Source organism: Knoellia aerolata DSM 18566 (assembly GCF_000768695.1).
In the GTDB taxonomy this organism is placed as follows: Bacteria; Actinomycetota; Actinomycetes; order Actinomycetales; family Dermatophilaceae; genus Knoellia; species Knoellia aerolata.
Genome location: NZ_AVPL01000024.1, coordinates 1 through 18,253 on the forward strand (window position 1 = coordinate 1; position 18,253 = coordinate 18,253).

Genomic DNA, 18,253 nt, shown 5'->3' on the forward strand with positions numbered 1-18,253 from the left:
GGCCGGCCACCGCTGGTGGCGTGGCCGGGCGCTCAGCCGCATCCCGGCCGGCGCGTACCCCCCGGCGCCCCGTGTGGCCGTGGGTCCTCGTCGTCGTGTCCGCCGCCATCGCCGCCGCCACCGCGTGGTTCTTCCTCGCGGGGCCCGGCTCCCCGACCGTCGTGCCGACGGTCGTCGGCACCCCCGTCGCCGCCGCGGAGGCGTCGCTGCGGACCCAGCACCTCGACCCCACCCGCGAGGAGGCGTTCAGCGAGACCATCGCCAAGGGCCTCGTCGTGTCCACGGACCCCAGGCCCAACGCGCAGGTCCGCCGCGGGACCGACGTCACCGTCGTCGTCTCGCAGGGTCCCGAGCGCCACGCCGTGCCCACGCTCTCGGGGGTGACCCTGGCCGAGGCCACCGACCTCATCACCCGCGCCAACCTCGTCCTCGGCAAGATCACCGAGTCGTTCGACGACAAGGTCCCCGAGGGTCGGGTCATCTCGACCTCGCCCGAGGCCGGCACCTCGCTCAAGCGCGACGCCGTCGTCGCCCTCACGGTGAGCAAGGGCCGCCAGCCGATCACGGTCAAGGACTACACCGGCAAGACCCTCGAGGTCGCCCGGGCCGCCCTCGGCAAGGCCGGGCTCACGGTCGAGGTCACCGCCGAGCAGAACGACGACAAGGTCCCCGCCGGCTCCATCATCAGCCAGGACCCGGCGGAGGGCACCCTGTTCAAGGGCGACAAGGTCTCCGTCGTCGTCTCGAAGGGCCCGGTCCTCGTGGCCGTGCCCGGCGGCCTCATCGGCCGCCAGGCCACCGCCGTCCGGCAGACGTTGGAGGCCGCCGGCTTCGTCGTGAAGATCGTCCAGGGCGGCATCCCCGGCATCAACTTCGGCACCGTGGGCAAGGTGGACCCCGGTCAGGGGACGATGGTGCCGAAGGGCTCGACGATCACCCTGACGACGGTCTGAGGTGAGCACCGCTCCCCCGCCGGGCACCGACCGGCGGGCCCGCCTCGCGGTGCTGCTCCTGCTCGGGGTCACCGCGATCTGGGGGTCGACGTTCTTCCTCATCCGCGACCTCGTGACCCACGTGCCGTCGGCCGACTTCCTCGCGGTGCGCTTCGGCATCGCGGCGGTGCTGATGTTCGCGGTGTTCCACCGCCAGACCCTCGCCCTGACCCGCCGCGAGGCGGGGCTCGGGGCCGGTCTCGGGCTGTTGTATGCCGTGGCGCAGCTCCTGCAGACCGTCGGGCTCGAGACGACCGCGGCGTCGGTGTCCGGCTTCCTCACCGGCACCTACATCGTCCTCACGCCGGTGCTCGGCGCACTGCTGCTGCGCGACCACGTCCCACGCGTCGCCTGGGTCGCGGCCGTCATCGCCACGGCCGGCATCGGCGTGCTGTCGCTCCAGGGCCTGGCCATGGGCTACGGCGAGGCCCTCACCCTCGGATCCGCCGCGGTCTACGCGCTGCACATCCTCGCGCTCGGCCGGTGGTCGACGGGGTCGACCGCCCTCGGCCTGTCGACGGTGCAGGCGACCGTCATCGCCCTGACCTGCCTGGTCGGGGCCCTCCCGGGAGGGGTGACGCTGCCGTCGACCGGCGGTCAGTGGGTCTCCCTGCTCTACATGGCGGTCTTCGCCGGGGCGGGCGCGCTCATCGCCCAGACGTGGGCGCAGGCCCACCTCACGGCGACCAGAGCGGCCATCGTCATGGCGATGGAGCCGGTGTTCGCGGCCGTGTTCGCGGTCCTCTTCGGCGACGAGTCGGTGACCCTGCGCCTCCTGCTCGGCGGCGGGCTCGTGCTGGGGGCGATGTACCTCGTCGAGCTGCGGGGCAGCGCCCACGCCGAGGACGCCTCGGCCCTCGAGGACCCACCGGTCGAGATCCTCCACCACGACGTCTGACATCCGACTTGTTGCGCATTCCGGTCCCGGCTCGCTGCGCTCGCCGTGACCGGAATGCGCAATCAGTCGGGGGGATGGGGTCAGGCGAGGAGGTCGGTGAAGACCTCGATGGCGGCGTCGGTGCCGGCGTCGTCGACGTCGAGGTGCCAGACGAGACGCACGGCAGCCGGCCCAGCGGCATACGTGCGGATGCCGCGGGCGGCCGCGGCCTCGACGAGGTCGGGCGGTGACCACGTCGTCGACGGCAGCGACAGCATGACGATGTTGGTCTCGACGAGCGCGGGGTCGACCACCGCGGGGGCCACGGCTCCGACCGCGGCGGCGAAGCGCGAGGCGCGCGCGTGGTCCTCGGCGAGCCGGTCGACGTGGTGGTCGAGGGCGTGCAGTCCGGCCGCGGCGAGGATGCCGACCTGGCGCATGCCGCCGCCGAAGCGCTTGCGCCAGATGCGCGCTCGCGCCATGAGCTCGACCGACCCCACGAGCACGGAGCCGACCGGGGCACCCAGTCCCTTGGAGAGGCACACGCTGACGGTGTCGAACTCGCGGCCGTAGTCGGCGAGCGGGATGCGGGTCGCGACGTGCGCGTTCCAGAGGCGTGCCCCGTCGAGGTGCATCGCCACCCCGGCCGCGCGGCTCGCCTCGCGCACCGTACGGATGGCCTCGAGCGGCTGGATCGTGCCGCCGCCGAAGTTGTGCGTGTTCTCGACGACGATGAGCGCGGTGCCGACCTGGTACGGACCGGCGCCGGTGCTCATCAGCGCGAGCGGGGCGGCCGGGTCGAGGCGGCCGCGGTCGGCGGCCCAGCTGCGCGAGGAGATGCCCGAGAGCACCGCCGCGGCGCCGAGCTCGGCGCGCAGCACGTGCGCGAGGGAGTCGGCGATGACCTCCTCACCCGCCTCGACGTGCAGGCGCATGCCGAGCTGGTTGGCCATCGAACCGGTGGGCGTGTAGAGCGCCGCCTCGTGGCCGAGCAGGGCCGCGACCCGCGACTCGAGGGCCGCGACGGTCGGGTCCTCGCCGAAGACGTCGTCGCCCACCTCGGCGTGGGCCATCGCGTCACGCATGGCGGCGGTGGGCCGGGTGAGGGTGTCCGAGAGAAGGTCGGCGACCCAGCGGCTCGGGGCCGCCGTCGAGGAGTCGGTCACGTCAGTCGCGGCTGAGCATCTCGGCGACGAGGAAGGCGAGCTCCAGGCTCTGCTGGTGGTTGAGGCGCGGGTCGCACACCGACTCGTAGCGCTTGTTGAGGTCGGCGTCGAGGATCTTCTCGGAGCCGCCGATGCACTCGGTGACGTCGTTGCCGGTGAGCTCGACGTGGATGCCGCCGGGCACCGTCCCGAGCGCGTGGTGGACCTCGAAGAAGCCGCGCACCTCGTCGACGACGTCGTCGAAGTCGCGCGTCTTGTAGCCGGAGGCCGACTCGAAGGTGTTGCCGTGCATCGGGTCGCAGATCCACGTCACGGCGGCGCCGCTCGCGGTGACCTTCTCGACGACGTCCGGCAGCGACTCGCGGACCTGGCCGGCGCCCATCCGGGTGATGAAGGTGAGGCGACCCGGCGTGCGCTCGGGGTCGACGAGGTCGATGAGGCGCAGCAGGTCGTCGACGTGCGCCTTGGCCGAGACCTTGACCCCGATCGGGTTGTGGATCCGGCTGACGAAGTCGAGGTGGGCCCCGCCGATGTCGCGGGTGCGCTCCCCGATCCAGATGAAGTGGCCCGAGGTGTCGTAGAGGTCGCCGGTGCGGGAGTCGACGCGGGTGAGCGGGCGCTCGTAGTCGAGGATGAGCGCCTCGTGCGCGGCGAAGAACTCCGTGGTGCGCATCGCCTCGAAGTCGGCGCCGCACGCGGACATGAACTTCATCGCCTTGTCGATGTCGCGGGCGAGCTTCTCGTAGCGCTGGTTGGCGGCGTTGGCGACGAACCCGCGGTTCCAGTCGTGGACGTGCCGCAGGTCGGCGAAGCCGCCGGTGGTGAAGGCGCGCACGAGGTTCAGCGTCGCGCTGCTCGCGTGGTAGGCGCGGACCAGCCGCTGCGGGTCGGGGTGCCGGGCCGCCGGGGTGAACTCGAAGTCGTTGACCATGTCTCCGCGGTAGGCGGGCAGCGTCACGTCCTCGCGCGTCTCGGTGTTGCTGCTGCGCGGCTTGGCGAACTGGCCGGCCATGCGCCCGACCTTGACCACCGGCACGGAGGCGCCGTAGGTGAGGACGGCCGCCATCTGCAGGATCGTCTTGATCCGGTTCTTGATGTTGTCGGCGGTGGCGCCGGCGAAGGTCTCGGCGCAGTCGCCGCCCTGGAGGACGAACGCCTCGCCGCGGCCGGCCGCGGCCATGCGGTCGCGCAGCACGTCGCACTCGCCGGCGAAGACGAGCGGCGGATACACCGCGAGCTCCGCGACGGCGGCCTCGAGGGCGGCGGCGTCCGGCCACAGCGGCTGCTGGGCAGCGGTCAGGCCGGGGGTCGCCTCGAGAAGAGTGCGCGAATCAGCGTCCGTGGTCAGGCTCACCCGTCAAGGATAGGCGCGCCGCCCGAAGGGGCGGCGGCCGCCCGTATGCCGGTCAGTTCCGGTCCGTCCCGGTCAGCCGTCCGCGGCGCCCGGACCGTCCTCGAGACCGCGCGCCAGCGCGAACCGGACGAGCTCGACCCGGTTGTGCAGGTGGAGCTTGCCGAGGGTGTTCTGGACGTGGTTCTGGACCGTGCGGTGCGAGAGGACGAGCTCGGCGGCGATCTCCTTGTAGGACATCCCGGTGGCCACGAGGCGCAGGACCTCGGTCTCCCGGTCGGTGAGCTCGGGGATCGGGCGACCGGCGGGCTGGGGCGCGGACTCGGTCTCGGCGCCCCCGGCCGCCATCCGGCGGAACTCCCCGAGGACGAGCCCGGCCAGGCCAGGCGTGAAGACCGCCTCGCCGCGGGCCGTGGCGGCCACGGCCTCGACGATCTCCCGGCTCGACGCCGACTTCACGAGGTAGCCCGTGGCGCCCGCCTTGATGGCGGCGAGCACGTCGAGCTGCTCACCGCTGGCCGAGAGGATGAGCACCCGCGTCTCGAGGTCGCCGAGGGCGCGGCACACCTCGTCGCCGCGCAGACCCGGCAGGTTGAGGTCGAGGACGAGGACGTCGGGCCGCGTGGCCCGGGTGCGCCGCACCGTCGCCGGCCCGTCGGCCGCGGTCGCGACGACCTGGAGCCCGGCCTGGACGAGGTCGCGCTCGAGCGCTCCCAGCCAGAGCGGGTGGTCGTCGGCCACGAGCACGGTCGTGGGTCGGACGGTGTCGGTCATGCGTTCTCCTCGCGGGGCACGGTGATGACGACGCGGCAGCCGCCTCCGGGTCGGGTGATGACGTCCGCGTCTCCGCCGAGGTCTCGGGCGCGGCCGAGGATGGACTGGCTCACGCCGAGGCGCCCACGGTCGGCGGCCGTCAGGAGGTGATCCGGCTCGTCGCCGACCCCGTTGTCGCGCACGGTGACCGTGACGGTGTCGCCGTGGTCCTCGAGGAGCAGCCACGCCCGGGCGTCGTCGCCGGCGTGGCGGACGACGTTGTCGAGGGCGGCGGTGACGGCAGCGTCGAGCTCCTCGGCGCGCGCCCGCTCGAGCGGGACCGGCCCGCCGGGCAGCGAGACGCTCACCCGCTCGCCCTCGTGGGCGCCGAGCAGCATCCGCAGGTCGCGCCGGGCCCCACCGCCCGCGTCGGCGCGTAGGCCGGCCACGTCCTGCGAGACGAGGCGCCGGAGGGTGCGCTCCTGCTCGGCGGCGAGGGCGCCCAGCTCGGCGCCCGCTCCCCCGATCTCGTCGCCGCGGCGGTGGATGAACGCCAGCGTCTGGAGCACCCCGTCGTGGACGACGCGGGCGAGCCGCTCGCGCTCGCGGAGGCGCTCCCGCTCGGCGACGACGATCTCGTAGCGGTGCAGCCCACCGCGGGCGAGGTCGACGGCGAGCCCGATGAGCCCGCCGAGGAGGAAGAGTAGGAGGATGTTGTGCCACGTCGTGGCGTTGGCCGACCCGACCTCGAGGACGTCGGCGACCGCGATGACGCCGGCCACGACGAGCCCGCCGGTGCGGCCGTGGAGGACGGCGGCGCCGACGACGCAGCCGGCCGCCCAGATCGTCGGCAGGGTGAACTGCCCGGCGGCGACGTCCTCCGGGTGGTCGGCCAGCAGCGTCGCGAAGATCCCGCCGACCGCGAGCAGCACCTCGACCACGAGCAGCCCGGTCGTGCGGCGACGGAACGCCAGCAGGAGCAGCGAGAAGCCCATGAGCACCGCGATGACGGCGAACCCCACCCAGGGCCGCGCCATCGTCTCGTGTCGACGCCAGAGGACGGCGCCGGCATACAGGGCGGCGGCGGGACGGAACAGGTCGAGGCCACGAGAGAACGCCTCGACGATGACGGGCTCCGAGCGTCCGGTGCGCGCCGACGTGCTCGTGACCCCGAACAGCGCCCCCCGGCGGGTCACGGCCTCACCCGGCACGTTGCTCGTCGGCACCTCGGGTCCCGTCGGAGGACTCGGCGGCGTCCAGCTCGCGCTCGAGCTCGTCGGCGGCCCGGCCCGGCTTCTCCGCCTCGGCCTGCTCCCGCTGGAGGATGCGCTTGGCGCGGCTGATCCGGTCCTTCATCGACCCGGCGTACATGTCGACGTACTCCTGGCCCGAGAGCTCCATGAGCGCGTACATGATCTCGTCGGTGATCGAGCGGAGGACGAACCGGTCGTCCTCCATGCCCTGGTAGCGCGAGAAGTCGAGCGGGGTGCCGATGCGGACGCCGACCCGCATGACCTTGGGGATGACCTGGCCGGTGGGCTGCGCCTTGTCGGTGTCGACCATCGCCACGGGGATGACCGGGACCTTGGCCTCGAGCGCCATCCGGGCCACCCCGGTCTTGCCCTTGTAGAGACGGCCGTCGGGCGAGCGGGTTCCCTCGGGGTAGAGCGCGAGCAGCTCGCCGCGCCGCAGGATCCTCAGGCCCGACTTGAGGGCGGCCTCGCTGGCCTTGCCGCCGGCCCGGTCCACCGGGACCTGCCCGATCGCACGCATGAAGGCCGCGGTGAGACGCCCCTTGGGGCCGACGCCCGTGAAGTAGTCGGCCTTGGCGAGGAACGTCACCCGACGAGGCACGGCGAGAGGCAGGAACACCGAGTCGGAGAAGGACAGGTGGTTGCTGGCGAAGATCGCGCCGCCCGTCGCCGGGATGTTCTCCTCACCCTCGAGCCAGGGACGGAACAGGAGCCTCAGGATCGGGCCAAGAATCACCGTCTTGAGCACCCAGTAGAACACCAGCGTCCTTTCCGTCGAGTCGCCATGACTCTAGTGCACGAGATCTTCCCCCCGAGGCTGTCACGCGGGCGCGGACGTGGCAGGATTTCGGTGTTCGACACCAACTCTCGCGAGGCAGCCATGAGCGACCGTGACATCGACGCGCAGTTCGACGCGATCGTGGCTCGCTGGGACGACGACGCCCCCCAGCCGCCCAAGCCGCGCACCGTCCAGGACATCACGACGGCGTATGCCGCGTTGTCCCGTGCCGAGCCCGACCCCGCGACGCAGCCCAGTCCGGACGACGACGCGGTGACGGACGCGCCCGCCGGTGCCGGCGACGCAGCCGCGGCGTCCGACGAGCCGGTCGAGCGGGTCGAGCCGGCCGAGCCGGAGTCGTGGCGACAGGCCCCGAGCGTCGACGCCGAGGACGACCACTTCGAGCCCGGCCCGGTGCGACTGCCCCCCGGAGAGGACCTCGGCTACTGGGGCGCGCTCATCGGCCTCGTCGGCGGACCGCTGCTGCTGCTCTGGGTGGCGCTGGCCTCCCCGTTCCACGCCGGCTGGTGGATCCTCGGCGGCATCGCTCTCTTCCTCGGCGGCTTCGGGCTGCTCGTCCTGCGCCAGCCCGCGCACCGCGACCCCTTCGACGACGACGACGGCGCCCGGGTCTGACCGGACCCGACGGCTCAGCCGGCGGGGTCGGCCGGCCCGCCCCCGGCGGACTCGGCGTGCTGCACCATCTCGTCGGTGACCGACGCGCTGACCTCGGCGGTCGCCTCGTCCGCTCTCTCCTGCAGCGGCGTCGGCTCCCCGAGGCGGAGGTCGACCCAGGTCGGGCGGTGGTCGCTGCCAGCGACGAGGTCGGCCTCGGGGATGGCGATCGGCACGTGCGGCTCCGCCAGGAGGCCGGGCGAGGCGAAGATGACGTCGAGGACCTTGCGCGGGCGCGTGGCCGGGTAGGTCGGGGTGAGCGGCGAGACGAGCCGCATGACGCCGGCGAAGGCCTGCCACGCCTGACCGGACTCGTTCTCGTTGAGGTCGCCGGCGAGCACGACCTCCCCGCCGACGTTGACGGCCCTGAGGATGACCTGCGCGTGGGCGGCGCGCTCGCGGGCGTCGAGGCCGAGGTGCACGCTCGCGACGGCGATCGGCTCGCGCCCCGGCGCGGCCACCCGGGCGAGCGCGAAGCCGCGGGTCCGCTGCAGGCGGGCCACCCTCAGCCGGGTGTGCCGGGACTCGACGACGTCGACCCGCAGCGAGGTGAAGATCGTCGTGCCGCCGCTCCCGCGGTGCCGGCCCGACCAGTACATCCCGCACTGCTGCGCGAAGTTCGCGACCCGCTGGGTCGAGAAGAGCCGTCGCGGGACCTCCTGGAGACAGAGGACGTCGGGGTCGATGGCGCGCACGACTCGCGCCGCGGCATACGGGTCCTCGAGGAAGTCGCGGGTGTTGTAGCTCGCGATCCGGATCGTCGTCAGGACGCCGCATCCTTGCGGGCGAGGTCGGCGGCGCCGATGAGCCCTGCCTCGTTGCCGAGGTGGGCCGCGACGATCCTCGCCTCGGGGCGGTAGCCGCGGCCCGTGAGGCGGCGACGGAACGTCTCGCGCGCGGGTCCGAGCAGGAGCTCACCCGCCGCGGAGACCCCGCCACCGATGACGAACGTCCCCGGGTCGAAGGCCGCGGCGAGGTTGGCGATGCCGATGCCGAGCCAGTGCCCGATCTCGGCGAGCAGCTCGATCGAGGTCGGGTCACCGTCGCGGGCGGCCTCGGTGACGATCGGTCCGGTGAGGTCGTCGGCACGGCCGCCGACCCGGGCGGCGAGGTCGGAGGCGACCGGGGAGTTGGCGAGGATCATCGCGCGGGCCTCGCGCACGAGGGCGTTGCCGGAGGCGTACTGCTCCCAGCAGCCGCGGTTGCCGCACTCGCAGCGCTGGCCCTCGGGCACGACCTGCATGTGGCCGAACTCGCCGGCGATGCCGTAGCGGCCGCGGATCACCTCGCCGTGCATGACGATGGCGCCCCCGATGCCGGTGCCGAGGTTGACCATGACGACGTGCGACTCCCCCTGCGCCGCACCGAAGCGCCACTCCGCCCAGCTGGCCGCGTTGGCGTCGTTGTCGACGAGGATCGGGACGTCGATGCGCTTGCTCAGGGCGTCCCGCAACGGCTCGTCGCGCCAGGACAGGTGCGGTGCGAAGACCACCGTGGCGCGGTCGGCGGCGACGAAACCGGCTGCACCGATGCCGACCGCAGCGACCGACGGCTCCGTCGACAGCAGCTCGTGCACGACGTCGACGATGGTGTCCTCGACGACCTGCGGCCGCTTCGAGCGGTGGGGCGTGTCGCGGCGGGCCCGGGCGAGGATCTCGCCGTTCTCGTCGACGACCCCTCCCGCGACCTTGGTCCCGCCGATGTCGATCCCGATGGCCAGGCTCACGACAGCTCCTCCTCGTCGACGACGGTGATGGGTTCGGTGCGCGTGCCCCGCTCGGCGGGCTCGCGTCGCTCGCCCGCGCCGTTCGGGTGCCGCGTGGCCAGGTCGGCGAGCACCGTGGCGGCCGCGGTCGCTAGGTCGGCCAGCCGGGTGAGGGTCTCGGGGCTCACGCCGCGCAGGACGCCCACCGAGCGGCACACCGGGCACCACGTGCACGTCTGGGCGTCGCCCATCGCGACGTGCACGTGCTCGGTGCCGCCCTGCGTCGGGTCGTGGGCGGTGGTCGAGCCGGTGGAAGTCGTCCCGCCGTCCGAGCCGGACGGCGCGTCGCGCTGCGCGGCCGGCGGGCGCCCCAGCGCCTCGAGCAGCCGGGCCGCCTCCTCCGCCACCGATCCCACGGCGGCGTCGAGTCGCTGCTCAGCGTCCACGGGGCCACACCTCCTCATCACGCACGAACCGCACCCGGAGCTCCCCGGCGCGCACCCCAGCATTCTTGACGATGCAGCGGCGCAGCACCGACGGCAGGGCGATGACGCGCCGCACACCGCCGACGTCGACGACGAGGTCGTCGCCGCGCCGGGCCAGGTCGACGTCGCCGGAGCGGGCGAGCGGCAGCGGCAGGAGGAGCACGAAGTCCTCCCCGTCGGGCTCCACCCGCAGGCCGCCACCACGCACCGGCGAGTCCAGTGGAGGCAGCTCGCCATCGAGGGTCGTCGTCTGCACGGCCAGCTCGGCGAGGGCATCGGCCCCCGTCGGCTCGCCGGCGAGGTAGGGCGCGACGAGCACCGGTGTCCCACGGAAGGACTCGACGATCGTCGCGATGCCGGCCGTCTGCGCGGCGTTCCAGGCCGAGCGCCACGGGTCGTCGTCGACAGGGATGACCCGGTTGACGACGACGGCGTCGACGGCATACCCGTGCAGGGACAGCGACGTGAGGATGCGACGTGCCTCGGCGATGACGACGTTCTCGGGAGTGAGGACGATGCGCACGCTCGCGCGCTCGGAGGTGAGCAGCGTGCGGACGTCGGCCATGTGCGCCCGCCACGTCGAGAGCACGTCGAGGACCTCGTTGCCCGGCATCGGCAGCCCGGCGGCCGCGGCGGCGGCGGGGCGCATGGCCGTGAGCAGGCGCCGCTGGGTGGGCATGAGGCGGTCGAGGTGCCAGCCGAGGAGCTCGGGGAGGGCGAGCAGCCGCAGCGTCTCGGCGGTGGGCGCGCAGTCGACGACGACGACGTCCCACTCCCCGCTCGTCGCGTGGTGGCCGAGGGTGAGCAGGGCGCTGATTTCGTCGGCGCCGGGCAGGGCGGTGAGCTCCTCGGCGACGACCGGGTCGACACCGAACGAGTCCAGCACGGTGAGGAGGTAGTCGCGCATCGTCCCCCAGTCCGCCGCGACGCTCGTGCGGGCACCGACGGCCTGGGCGTGCAGGCGCTCCTCGACCTCCAGCGTCCGGTCCCACGTGGGCGACGTGCGCAGGCCGATCTCGAGCGCGTCGCCGAGGCTGTGGGCGACGTCGGTCGACATGACGAGGGTGCGCCGGCCAGCGCGTGCCGACTCGACCGCGAGCGCGGCAGCGGTCGTCGTCTTGCCGACGCCGCCCTTGCCGGTGACGAGGACGATCCGCGGTGATGGGGTCACGGGGCTCCGGGACGGCGGGTTTCGAGGCCCGTCAGGCGACGGACTCGACGCGCTTCCGCAGCTCCTTGAGCGCCGTGTCGACGATGAGCTTCTCCGCCTTGCGCTTGAGCATGCCGATCATCGGGACGCGGACGTCGACGGCCAGCGCGTAGTCGACCGTCGTCCCGGTCTCGTCCGGCGTGAGGGTGTAGGTGCCGTCGAGGGCCTTGAGGACACCGGCCCGCACGAGCTTCCAGGAGACCGAGCCCGAGCCGTCCTCGGCGATCTGGTCCCAGTCGTACTCGAGGACGTAGGTGTCCTTGATGGCGCCGGCGTCGAGGACGTACTCGACCTGGTCGGCCCAGCCGTCACCGTCCTCGCTGAGGACCGTCGCCGTCTTCACCTGCTCGGCCCACTCGGGGTAGGCCTCGAAGTCGGCGATGACATCGAGCACCGCGCCGGCGTCGGCGGCGATGTGGATGGAGGACGACGTGCGATCGGTCATGGGCGCAGGCTACCCAACGGGGGCTACCTCTAGGATCGGAGGACGGTGGATGTGCGTCCACCGACCGCCGCTGGCGACCCGGACCGACGTCGACGTCGGACCCGTCGAAGGAGACCACGTTGCTCGAGAAGTCCACTCCCACGCTCGTCCCGACCACGACCGAGGGCAGCCTCGCCGACCTCCCCGCGCGGCACCGCCGTGAGACCCCGTCCCTCGCCCTGTTCTCCGTGCGTGACGGTGCCGGCTGGCGCGACCTCTCCGCGAAGGAGTTCGCCGACCAGGTCGACGCGCTGGCCAAGGGCTTCATCGCCGCCGGGATCACGCCGGGCAGCGCCGTGGGCATCATGAGCCGCACCCGATACGAGTGGACCCTCACCGACTTCGCCCTGTGGACCGCCGGTGCCGTGCCCGTCCCGATCTACGAGACCTCCTCCCCCGACCAGGTCGAGTGGATCCTCCAGGACTCCCATGCCGTGGGGGTCGTCCTCGAGACCGAGAAGCACCAGCGCTCGCTCGAGGGCATCTCCGGCAACCTGCCGTCCCTCGCCCACACCTGGATCATCGACAACGGCGACCTCGACGCCCTCGCCGCCACCGGTGCCACCGCCGACGACGCGACGCTCGAGGAGGCCCGGGCCGGCGTCGACCGCCGGTCGGTCGCGACGATCATCTACACCTCCGGCACCACGGGCCGGCCCAAGGGCGTCGAGCTGACCCACGGCAACTTCCTCGACCTCGCCGAGAACACCACGGCCAAGCTCTCCGAGGTCGTGTCGGCCCCCGGTGCCTCCACACTGCTCTTCCTCCCCCTCGCGCACGTGTTCGCGCGCTTCATCGAGGTCCTGTGCCTGGCGTCCGGGGCCAAGATGGGCCACTCGGCCGACATCAAGACCCTGCTCGACGACTTCGCGAGCTACCAGCCCACCTTCATCCTCGCCGTGCCGCGGGTCTTCGAGAAGGTCTACAACTCCGCCGAGGCCAAGGCCGTCGCCGGCGGCAAGGGCGCCATCTTCGCCAAGGCCGCCGAGACCGCCATCGCGTGGTCGGAGGCCCAGGAGCAGGGCTCGGTCGGCTTCGGCCTCAAGGCCAAGCACGCCGTCTTCGACAAGCTCGTCTACGGCAAGCTGCGCGACGCCATGGGCGGCAAGGTCCAGTACGCCGTCTCCGGCGGGGCGCCGCTGGGCACCCGCCTGGGACACTTCTTCCGTGGCATCGGCGTGACCATCCTCGAGGGCTACGGCCTCACCGAGACCACGGCGCCGATCTGCGTCAACCTTCCCGGGGCCCTCAAGATCGGCACCGTGGGTCCGCCGCTGCCCGGCACGACGATCCGGATCGCCGACGACGGCGAGATCCTCGCCAAGGGCGTCAACGTCTTCGGGACCTACCGCAACAATCCCGATGCCTCGGCCGAAGCCATCCGTGACGGGTGGTTCCACACCGGTGACATCGGCGAGCTCGACGAGGACGGCTACCTGCGCATCACCGGCCGCAAGAAGGAGATCCTCGTGACCGCCGGTGGCAAGAACGTCGCCCCCGCCGTGCTCGAGGACCGCCTGCGCGCCCACCCCCTCGTCTCCCAGTGCATCGTCGTGGGCGACCAGAAGCCGTTCATCGGTGCGCTGCTCACCCTCGACGAGGAGATGCTGCCGATGTGGGCGGCCAACCACGGGCTCGAGGGCATCACCCCGGCCAAGGCGCGCACCGACGAGACCGTCCTCGCCGAGATCCAGAAGGCCGTCGACGACGCCAACTCCGCGGTGTCCAAGGCCGAGTCGATCCGCAAGTTCGCCGTCCTCGAGAACGACTTCACCGAGGAGTCGGGTCACCTCACGCCCTCGCTCAAGCTCAAGCGCAACATCGTCATGCGCGACTACGCGGACGAGGTCGATGCGCTCTACGGCGGCTGACCCCACCTCGCCCTCGACCCGCTCCACCGCCACGACCGCGTATGCCGCGTGCGCGCTCGCCGCGGCCTGGCTCGCCTACCTCGGCGTGCTCCAGTGGAGCGTCGTCCGGTTCCGCGTGCCGATCGTGCTCACCCTCACGGTGTGCGCGGTCGGCCTCGCGCTCTGGCTCGGTCGTCGCACCCGGATCCACCCGGCACCGGCGTGGCTCGTGCCCGTCGTGCTCCTCGGGTCGGTGGCGGTCACGTGGGCCGTCCCCCTCTTCAGCTACCTGCGCGGCGGGCCGCTCACGGCCGCGCTCGCGACCCTGACCGTCGTCGGGGTCGGCGGCGCGGCGCTGCTGTCGCGGCCGACAGCGGCGCGGGCGCGGACGGCATACGGGCTCGCGGTCGCCGGCCACGTCGTCACCGCGACGATCGCCACGCTCGGCGACCCCGCACCGCGGATCGACGTCTGGGTCACCCTGCAGCAGGCGAGCGACGCGCTGGCTCGCGGCGAGAACTTCTACGACATGACGTGGACCGACTCCCCCGGCGTCCAGGACGCCTTCACCTACCTGCCGTGGACGGCCGTCCTGCTCGCACCGGGGCGGTGGCTCGGCGGCGACGTCCGCTGGGCGATCGCGTTCTGGTCGGTCGTCCTCTTCCTCGGGGTCTGGGCGCTGGCCCGGCCGCTGCGCGGCGACGAGCCGAGCACCGCCCGCGCCACGGCACTTCGCGCGGCCGTGCCGGTGACCGCGCTCGTCGTCGCCCCGGGGGCCCTCACCCAGATCGACCAGGCCTGGACCGAGCCGCTGCTCGCCGCAGGCCTCGTGTGGTGGGCTGTGCTCGTGCGTCGCGGGCACGCCTGGTGGGCCGTGGTCCCGCTCGCGCTCGCCTGTGCGAGCAAGCAGCACCTCGCGCTGCTGCTGCCGCTGCTGCTGCTCTGGCAGCCCTTCGGGCCCCGGCGGGCCGTGGCGACCGGTGCGCTCACCGGGGTCCTCGTCGCGCCCTGGTTCCTCGCGTCGCCGTCCGACTTCGTGCACGACACGGTCACGTTGCTGCTCGGCTTCCACCCGATCCGGTTCGCGAACACGTGGTACCTCTACTTCCTCAACGAGCACGGGGTGACGTTGCCGTTCTGGGTGACCGGAGTCATCGCGCTCGGCGCCCTCGCCGTCGCGGCCCTGCTCGTCCACCGGCGGCAGCCCCCGCTCGACGAGCTGCTGCGGTGGTGCGCGCTCGTGCTGCTCGCCGCCAACCTCGTCAACAAGCAGGCGTTCTACAACCAGTTCTGGCTCAGCGCGGCCCTGGTCGCGATGTCGCTGGCGGTGCCCCGGGGCCATGGCGGGGCTCTCCCGAGCGCTGCTCGCCGAGCGGAATGAGCCGACGAACTTTAGGCTCGCGGTAGCCGCCGCCCGGCGGTCAGCGCCCGGTGCAGCGGGGCGCGCACTCACTCGAACGGTTCCGCTGACCGGGGGGGCCGAGGAGGTTTCACATGCGACACACCAGATCGCGGGTGCTCGTGGGGGTGGCCGTTGCCGCGGCGGCAGCGCTCGTCCCGGGTTCCGCCGCCATGGCGAGTCCCGACCGTGGCGACTCGGCGGCGCAACGGGTCGACGACCGGCCCGACGAGCAGAACGAGGCCCGCCGGGCCCTCGTCGAAGAGGGCGTGGCCACGGTGCTCCGGGGCGAGGCGAAGCCGGTGGCCAAGGGCCGGGGCCGCTCGGTGGAGGTCGCGCCGGGTCAGTGGGCGCAGTACGGCCTGCAGTCCACCGACAGCATCCTGACGTTCCTCATCGAGTTCGGTGACCAGGTCGACCCGCGCTTCCCCGCGGCCGGTGCGGGCCCGGTGCACAACGCGATCCCCCAGCCCGACCGGGCGGTGGACAACACCACCTACTGGGTCGACGACTTCGACCGTGAGCACTTCCAGGACATGTTCTTCGGTCCCGGCGAGTCGATGTCGAGCCTCTACCGGGAGATGTCGAGCGGCCGCTACACCGTCAAGGGCGACACCTCGGAGTGGGTCACCGTTCCCTGGAACTCGGCGAGCTACGGCCAGACGGAGAGCCAGGCGGACATGACCCGCTTCATCCAGGACGGGGCCTCCGCCTGGTACGAGCACCAGAAGTCCATCGGCACGTCCGAGGCGCAGATCGCCGCGTACCTCGCCGAGTTCGACCAGTGGGACCGCTACGACCACGACAGGGACGGCGTCTTCACCGAGCCCGACGGGTACATCGACCACTTCCAGGCGGTGCACGCAGGTGAGGGCGAGGAGGCCGGTGCACCGGAGTCGACGATCTGGTCGCACCGTTGGTCCGTGGGCCAGCGTTCGGGAGGAGGTCCCGAGTGGAACCGCAACGGGGGCGTCCAGATCGGGCAGACCGGGTTCTGGATCCGTGACTACACCACCGAGCCCGAGAACGGCGGCCTCGGTGTCTTCGCCCACGAGTTCGGCCACGACCTCGGCCTGCCGGACCTCTACGACACCAGTGGCGGCGAGAACGGCACCGGATTCTGGACCCTCATGAGCTCCGGCTCATGGCTCGGCCACGGCCAGGACTCGATCGGTACGACGCCGGACCACATGGGTGCCTGGGAGAAGCTGCAGCTCGGCTGGCTCGACCACGCGACCGTCGCCCACGACGAGGAGGCCACCGTCGTCCTGGGGCCGTCGGCGCACGCCACGAAGAAGCAGCAGGCGCTCGTCGTCACGCTGCCCAAGGACGCGAACGGCCGGGACCGCTTCTACATCGCCGAGAACCGCCAGTACGTCGGTTACGACGCGACCCTCAGGACGGGGCCGTACAACTTCGGGTGGCCGCTGAGCAGGCCCGACTGGGTCGAGCACTTCCCCTACCAGGACGGGCTGCTCGTGAGCTACTGGAACACCGCGGTGTCCAACAACAACACGCGCACGCACCCCGGCACGGGACGTGTTCTTCCGGTCGACGCACGGCCCGCCGCCCTGCGGTGGAGCGACGACACGGTGGCGCGGAACCGGATCCAGAGCTTCGACGCGACGTTCGGCGTCGAGCCGACGGACCCGATCTCGCTGCACCGCGAGACGTCCGCCGGGATGACCACGCTGGACGTCCCCGTCCGGGCTCCGGTCCCGGTCTTCGACGACAGTGACCCGAACCGCTACTACGACGCCGCCAACCCGATGGGCAGCGTCAAGGTCGCTGGTGCCGGTGTGACGCTCAGGGTCGTCCAGAGCAACCGCACCGGGAAGATGACCGTCGAGGTCAACGGCTGAGCCCGACCTGACAGCCGACCGCACGACCACGGCCCGGGCACACTGCGGTGTGTCCGGGCCGTGGTGTCGGTCGGTACCGGCTCCACCGCGAGCCACCGGAGGTCACGGCGGGGACGCGAGCCGGGCCAGCTCCGAGAGCCACAGCCGCGTGAACTCGGCCCGGGTCGTGCCGAGCACCTCGACGAAGGCCTCGTCCGTGGCCGCGTCGGCCGCCGCCGGGGAGCCGTCGACCACCGACGCCTCGTAGAACCGCTGCAGGACAGCCGGTCCTCGTCGACGGTGGATGAGGTCGACCGCGAGCCAGGCGGCGAGGTAGGTGGGGGCGATCTCGCCCTGACCGGGGTCGAAGTCGGCCTGCGTGGGAAGCCGGGTGGGCCCCCGCGCCGCGTCGACCTCGTCGAGCAGCGCGGCGGCCAGCTCGGTCCTGCTGCGCCCCGACCCGGCGTAGCCCACATGGTCGGCGAACCCCTCGGCGAGCCACAACGGGGCGGCTCCGCCGATCGAGGCGCGGACCGCGACGTGGGTGCTCTCGTGGGTGATGACGAACTGGCGACCGCTCGGCGTCAACGACCGGAAGGCGTCGGGGTTGAGGACGACGCGGTCGCGCGTGGCCAGGCCGGTGGTGGGGTCGACGGGCCCGACGGTGACGGCCGCGACCTGGCTGAGGTCGTCGGCCCGGCCGACCAGCTCCCGGAAGGCCGTGGCGTCGGCGGGTGCCACGATCGTGACGCGGCGCGGCCACGTGGGGCTCCAGTGCTTCGCGACCTGGGCGACGGCACGGTCGGCCATCGTGGCGTATGCCGTGAGGGCCGCCTCGTCGACGGTGCCGGTCACGGTGCTGGAGGCACCGGTGACGGTGCGCGCGCCGGGGAGGGGCTCCTGCTCGGCGTCGGCGCCCGGTGGCGAGGCGGTCTGCGGCGTCGGGGTGTTCGGCCCCGGCTGGGGGGTCCCGGGCGCCGACGTGCTCCGGGTGGCGGACGCGGACGCCGTCGGCTTCGGGGAGGAGCCGGCGCACCCGCCGACCACGAGCGTCGCGGACCCGACCACGACGGCCACGGTGACGCGGGCACGCGCCGGGCCCCACGGCATACGGGAGTGGTGGTCGGTCACGGACACGCGCCCATGGTGTCAGGCCGGGGTCAGCCGACCGCCCGCCCGATGTCGAACGGGACTCGCTGCGAGCGGACCGTCGCCGCTGCCTCCGCCGAGACCAGCCCGGCGCGCACGCACGCCGTCACGGCGGCCCGCTCGTCCACGTCGAGCGGGAGCTCGCTGCCGAGCCCCATCGCCGCCGGGTCGACCATCGCGGTCACCATGCAGTCACCGCAGTGGAGGTCGCGCACCGGGCAGCGCGAACAGAGGATGGTCAGGCTGTCACGGGTCAGGTCGTGAGTCATGTCGTCACTCCTTTCA

The 18,253-nt window shown here is 72.8% G+C and carries 18 protein-coding genes; 6 read left to right on the plus strand and 12 right to left on the minus strand.

Going from position 1 to position 18,253, the window contains the following annotated elements:
- Both N801_RS10195 and N801_RS10200 read left to right on the plus strand, forming a co-directional pair.
- Positions 1-953: Stk1 family PASTA domain-containing Ser/Thr kinase (locus N801_RS10195; protein ID WP_035937351.1), on the plus strand; the 953-nt coding region annotated here is incomplete at its 5' end.
- A 1-nt stretch (position 954) separates the two neighbouring features.
- Positions 955-1,890, plus strand: a complete 936-nt coding sequence (locus N801_RS10200; protein ID WP_035937232.1) for a DMT family transporter — start codon at positions 955-957, stop codon at positions 1,888-1,890.
- An 80-nt stretch (positions 1,891-1,970) separates the two neighbouring features.
- Here the strand turns inward: N801_RS10200 and N801_RS10205 are convergent, their stop codons facing one another.
- The 5 genes from N801_RS10205 to N801_RS10225 form a co-directional block, all read right to left on the minus strand.
- Positions 1,971-3,035, minus strand: a complete 1,065-nt coding sequence (locus tag N801_RS10205) for a threonine aldolase family protein (RefSeq protein WP_035937235.1) — start codon at positions 3,033-3,035, stop codon at positions 1,971-1,973.
- Position 3,036: 1 nt separating this feature from the next.
- Positions 3,037-4,389 carry a class II 3-deoxy-7-phosphoheptulonate synthase gene (locus N801_RS10210; RefSeq protein ID WP_035937239.1) on the minus strand — a complete coding sequence of 451 codons (1,353 nt, stop codon included), beginning with the start codon at positions 4,387-4,389 and terminating at the stop codon, positions 3,037-3,039.
- A gap of 72 nt (positions 4,390-4,461) precedes the next feature.
- Positions 4,462-5,160, minus strand: a complete 699-nt coding sequence (locus tag N801_RS10215) for a response regulator (RefSeq protein ID WP_035937242.1) — start codon at positions 5,158-5,160, stop codon at positions 4,462-4,464.
- Positions 5,157-6,365 (minus strand): MacS family sensor histidine kinase, encoded by a 1,209-nt coding sequence (macS, locus tag N801_RS10220; protein WP_052112843.1) that lies wholly within the window; start codon positions 6,363-6,365, stop codon positions 5,157-5,159. Before macS ends, N801_RS10215 begins: the two co-directional genes overlap by 4 nt.
- Positions 6,340-7,152 (minus strand): lysophospholipid acyltransferase family protein, encoded by an 813-nt coding sequence (locus tag N801_RS10225; protein WP_035937246.1) that lies wholly within the window; start codon positions 7,150-7,152, stop codon positions 6,340-6,342. The genes macS and N801_RS10225 overlap by 26 nt, the downstream gene beginning before the upstream one ends.
- Positions 7,153-7,272: 120 nt before the next feature.
- On the opposite strand from N801_RS10225, the gene N801_RS10230 reads away from it, so the two are divergent.
- On the plus strand, positions 7,273-7,806 hold the full coding sequence (locus N801_RS10230) for a hypothetical protein (RefSeq protein WP_156996671.1): 534 nt from the start codon (positions 7,273-7,275) through the stop codon (positions 7,804-7,806).
- A gap of 14 nt (positions 7,807-7,820) precedes the next feature.
- Here N801_RS10230 and N801_RS10235 read toward each other — a convergent pair whose 3' ends face one another.
- The 5 genes from N801_RS10235 to N801_RS10255 are packed head-to-tail and all read right to left on the minus strand — an operon-like array spanning position 7,821 to position 11,690.
- A complete protein-coding gene (locus N801_RS10235; RefSeq protein WP_084108665.1) occupies positions 7,821-8,612 on the minus strand; it encodes an endonuclease/exonuclease/phosphatase family protein in 792 nt (263 codons plus the stop codon).
- On the minus strand, positions 8,609-9,571 hold the full coding sequence (locus N801_RS10240; RefSeq protein WP_035937250.1) for an ROK family glucokinase: 963 nt from the start codon (positions 9,569-9,571) through the stop codon (positions 8,609-8,611). Before N801_RS10240 ends, N801_RS10235 begins: the two co-directional genes overlap by 4 nt.
- Entirely contained in the window at positions 9,568-9,996 is a 429-nt protein-coding gene (locus N801_RS10245; RefSeq protein WP_035937253.1) for a hypothetical protein, read from the minus strand. The genes N801_RS10240 and N801_RS10245 overlap by 4 nt, the downstream gene beginning before the upstream one ends.
- The gene (locus N801_RS10250; protein WP_052112844.1) at positions 9,986-11,206 is read right to left on the minus strand and encodes an ArsA family ATPase; all 1,221 of its coding nucleotides are present in this window, start codon (positions 11,204-11,206) and stop codon (positions 9,986-9,988) included. The genes N801_RS10245 and N801_RS10250 overlap by 11 nt, the downstream gene beginning before the upstream one ends.
- 31 nt (positions 11,207-11,237) lie before the next feature.
- Positions 11,238-11,690 (minus strand): SRPBCC family protein, encoded by a 453-nt coding sequence (locus N801_RS10255; protein ID WP_035937256.1) that lies wholly within the window; start codon positions 11,688-11,690, stop codon positions 11,238-11,240.
- A gap of 119 nt (positions 11,691-11,809) precedes the next feature.
- On the opposite strand from N801_RS10255, the gene N801_RS10260 reads away from it, so the two are divergent.
- The 3 genes from N801_RS10260 to N801_RS10270 all read left to right on the plus strand — a co-directional run bounded on the left by N801_RS10260 (position 11,810) and on the right by N801_RS10270 (position 16,840).
- Positions 11,810-13,600 carry an AMP-dependent synthetase/ligase gene (locus N801_RS10260; protein WP_035937258.1) on the plus strand — a complete coding sequence of 597 codons (1,791 nt, stop codon included), beginning with the start codon at positions 11,810-11,812 and terminating at the stop codon, positions 13,598-13,600.
- The gene (locus N801_RS10265; RefSeq protein WP_052112845.1) at positions 13,581-14,960 is read left to right on the plus strand and encodes a DUF2029 domain-containing protein; all 1,380 of its coding nucleotides are present in this window, start codon (positions 13,581-13,583) and stop codon (positions 14,958-14,960) included. Before N801_RS10260 ends, N801_RS10265 begins: the two co-directional genes overlap by 20 nt.
- Positions 14,961-15,073: 113 nt before the next feature.
- Positions 15,074-16,840: an immune inhibitor A domain-containing protein gene (locus tag N801_RS10270; protein ID WP_035937261.1), complete on the plus strand. Its 1,767-nt coding sequence runs from the start codon at positions 15,074-15,076 to the stop codon at positions 16,838-16,840.
- 102 nt (positions 16,841-16,942) lie between these two features.
- On the opposite strand, the gene N801_RS10275 is transcribed toward N801_RS10270, so the two are convergent.
- Entirely contained in the window at positions 16,943-17,956 is a 1,014-nt protein-coding gene (locus N801_RS10275; RefSeq protein ID WP_156996673.1) for a hypothetical protein, read from the minus strand.
- A gap of 23 nt (positions 17,957-17,979) precedes the next feature.
- Complete coding sequence (locus N801_RS10280; RefSeq protein WP_052112848.1) at positions 17,980-18,237, minus strand: hypothetical protein; 258 nt, start codon at positions 18,235-18,237, stop codon at positions 17,980-17,982.
- Positions 18,238-18,253 lie beyond the last annotated feature (16 nt).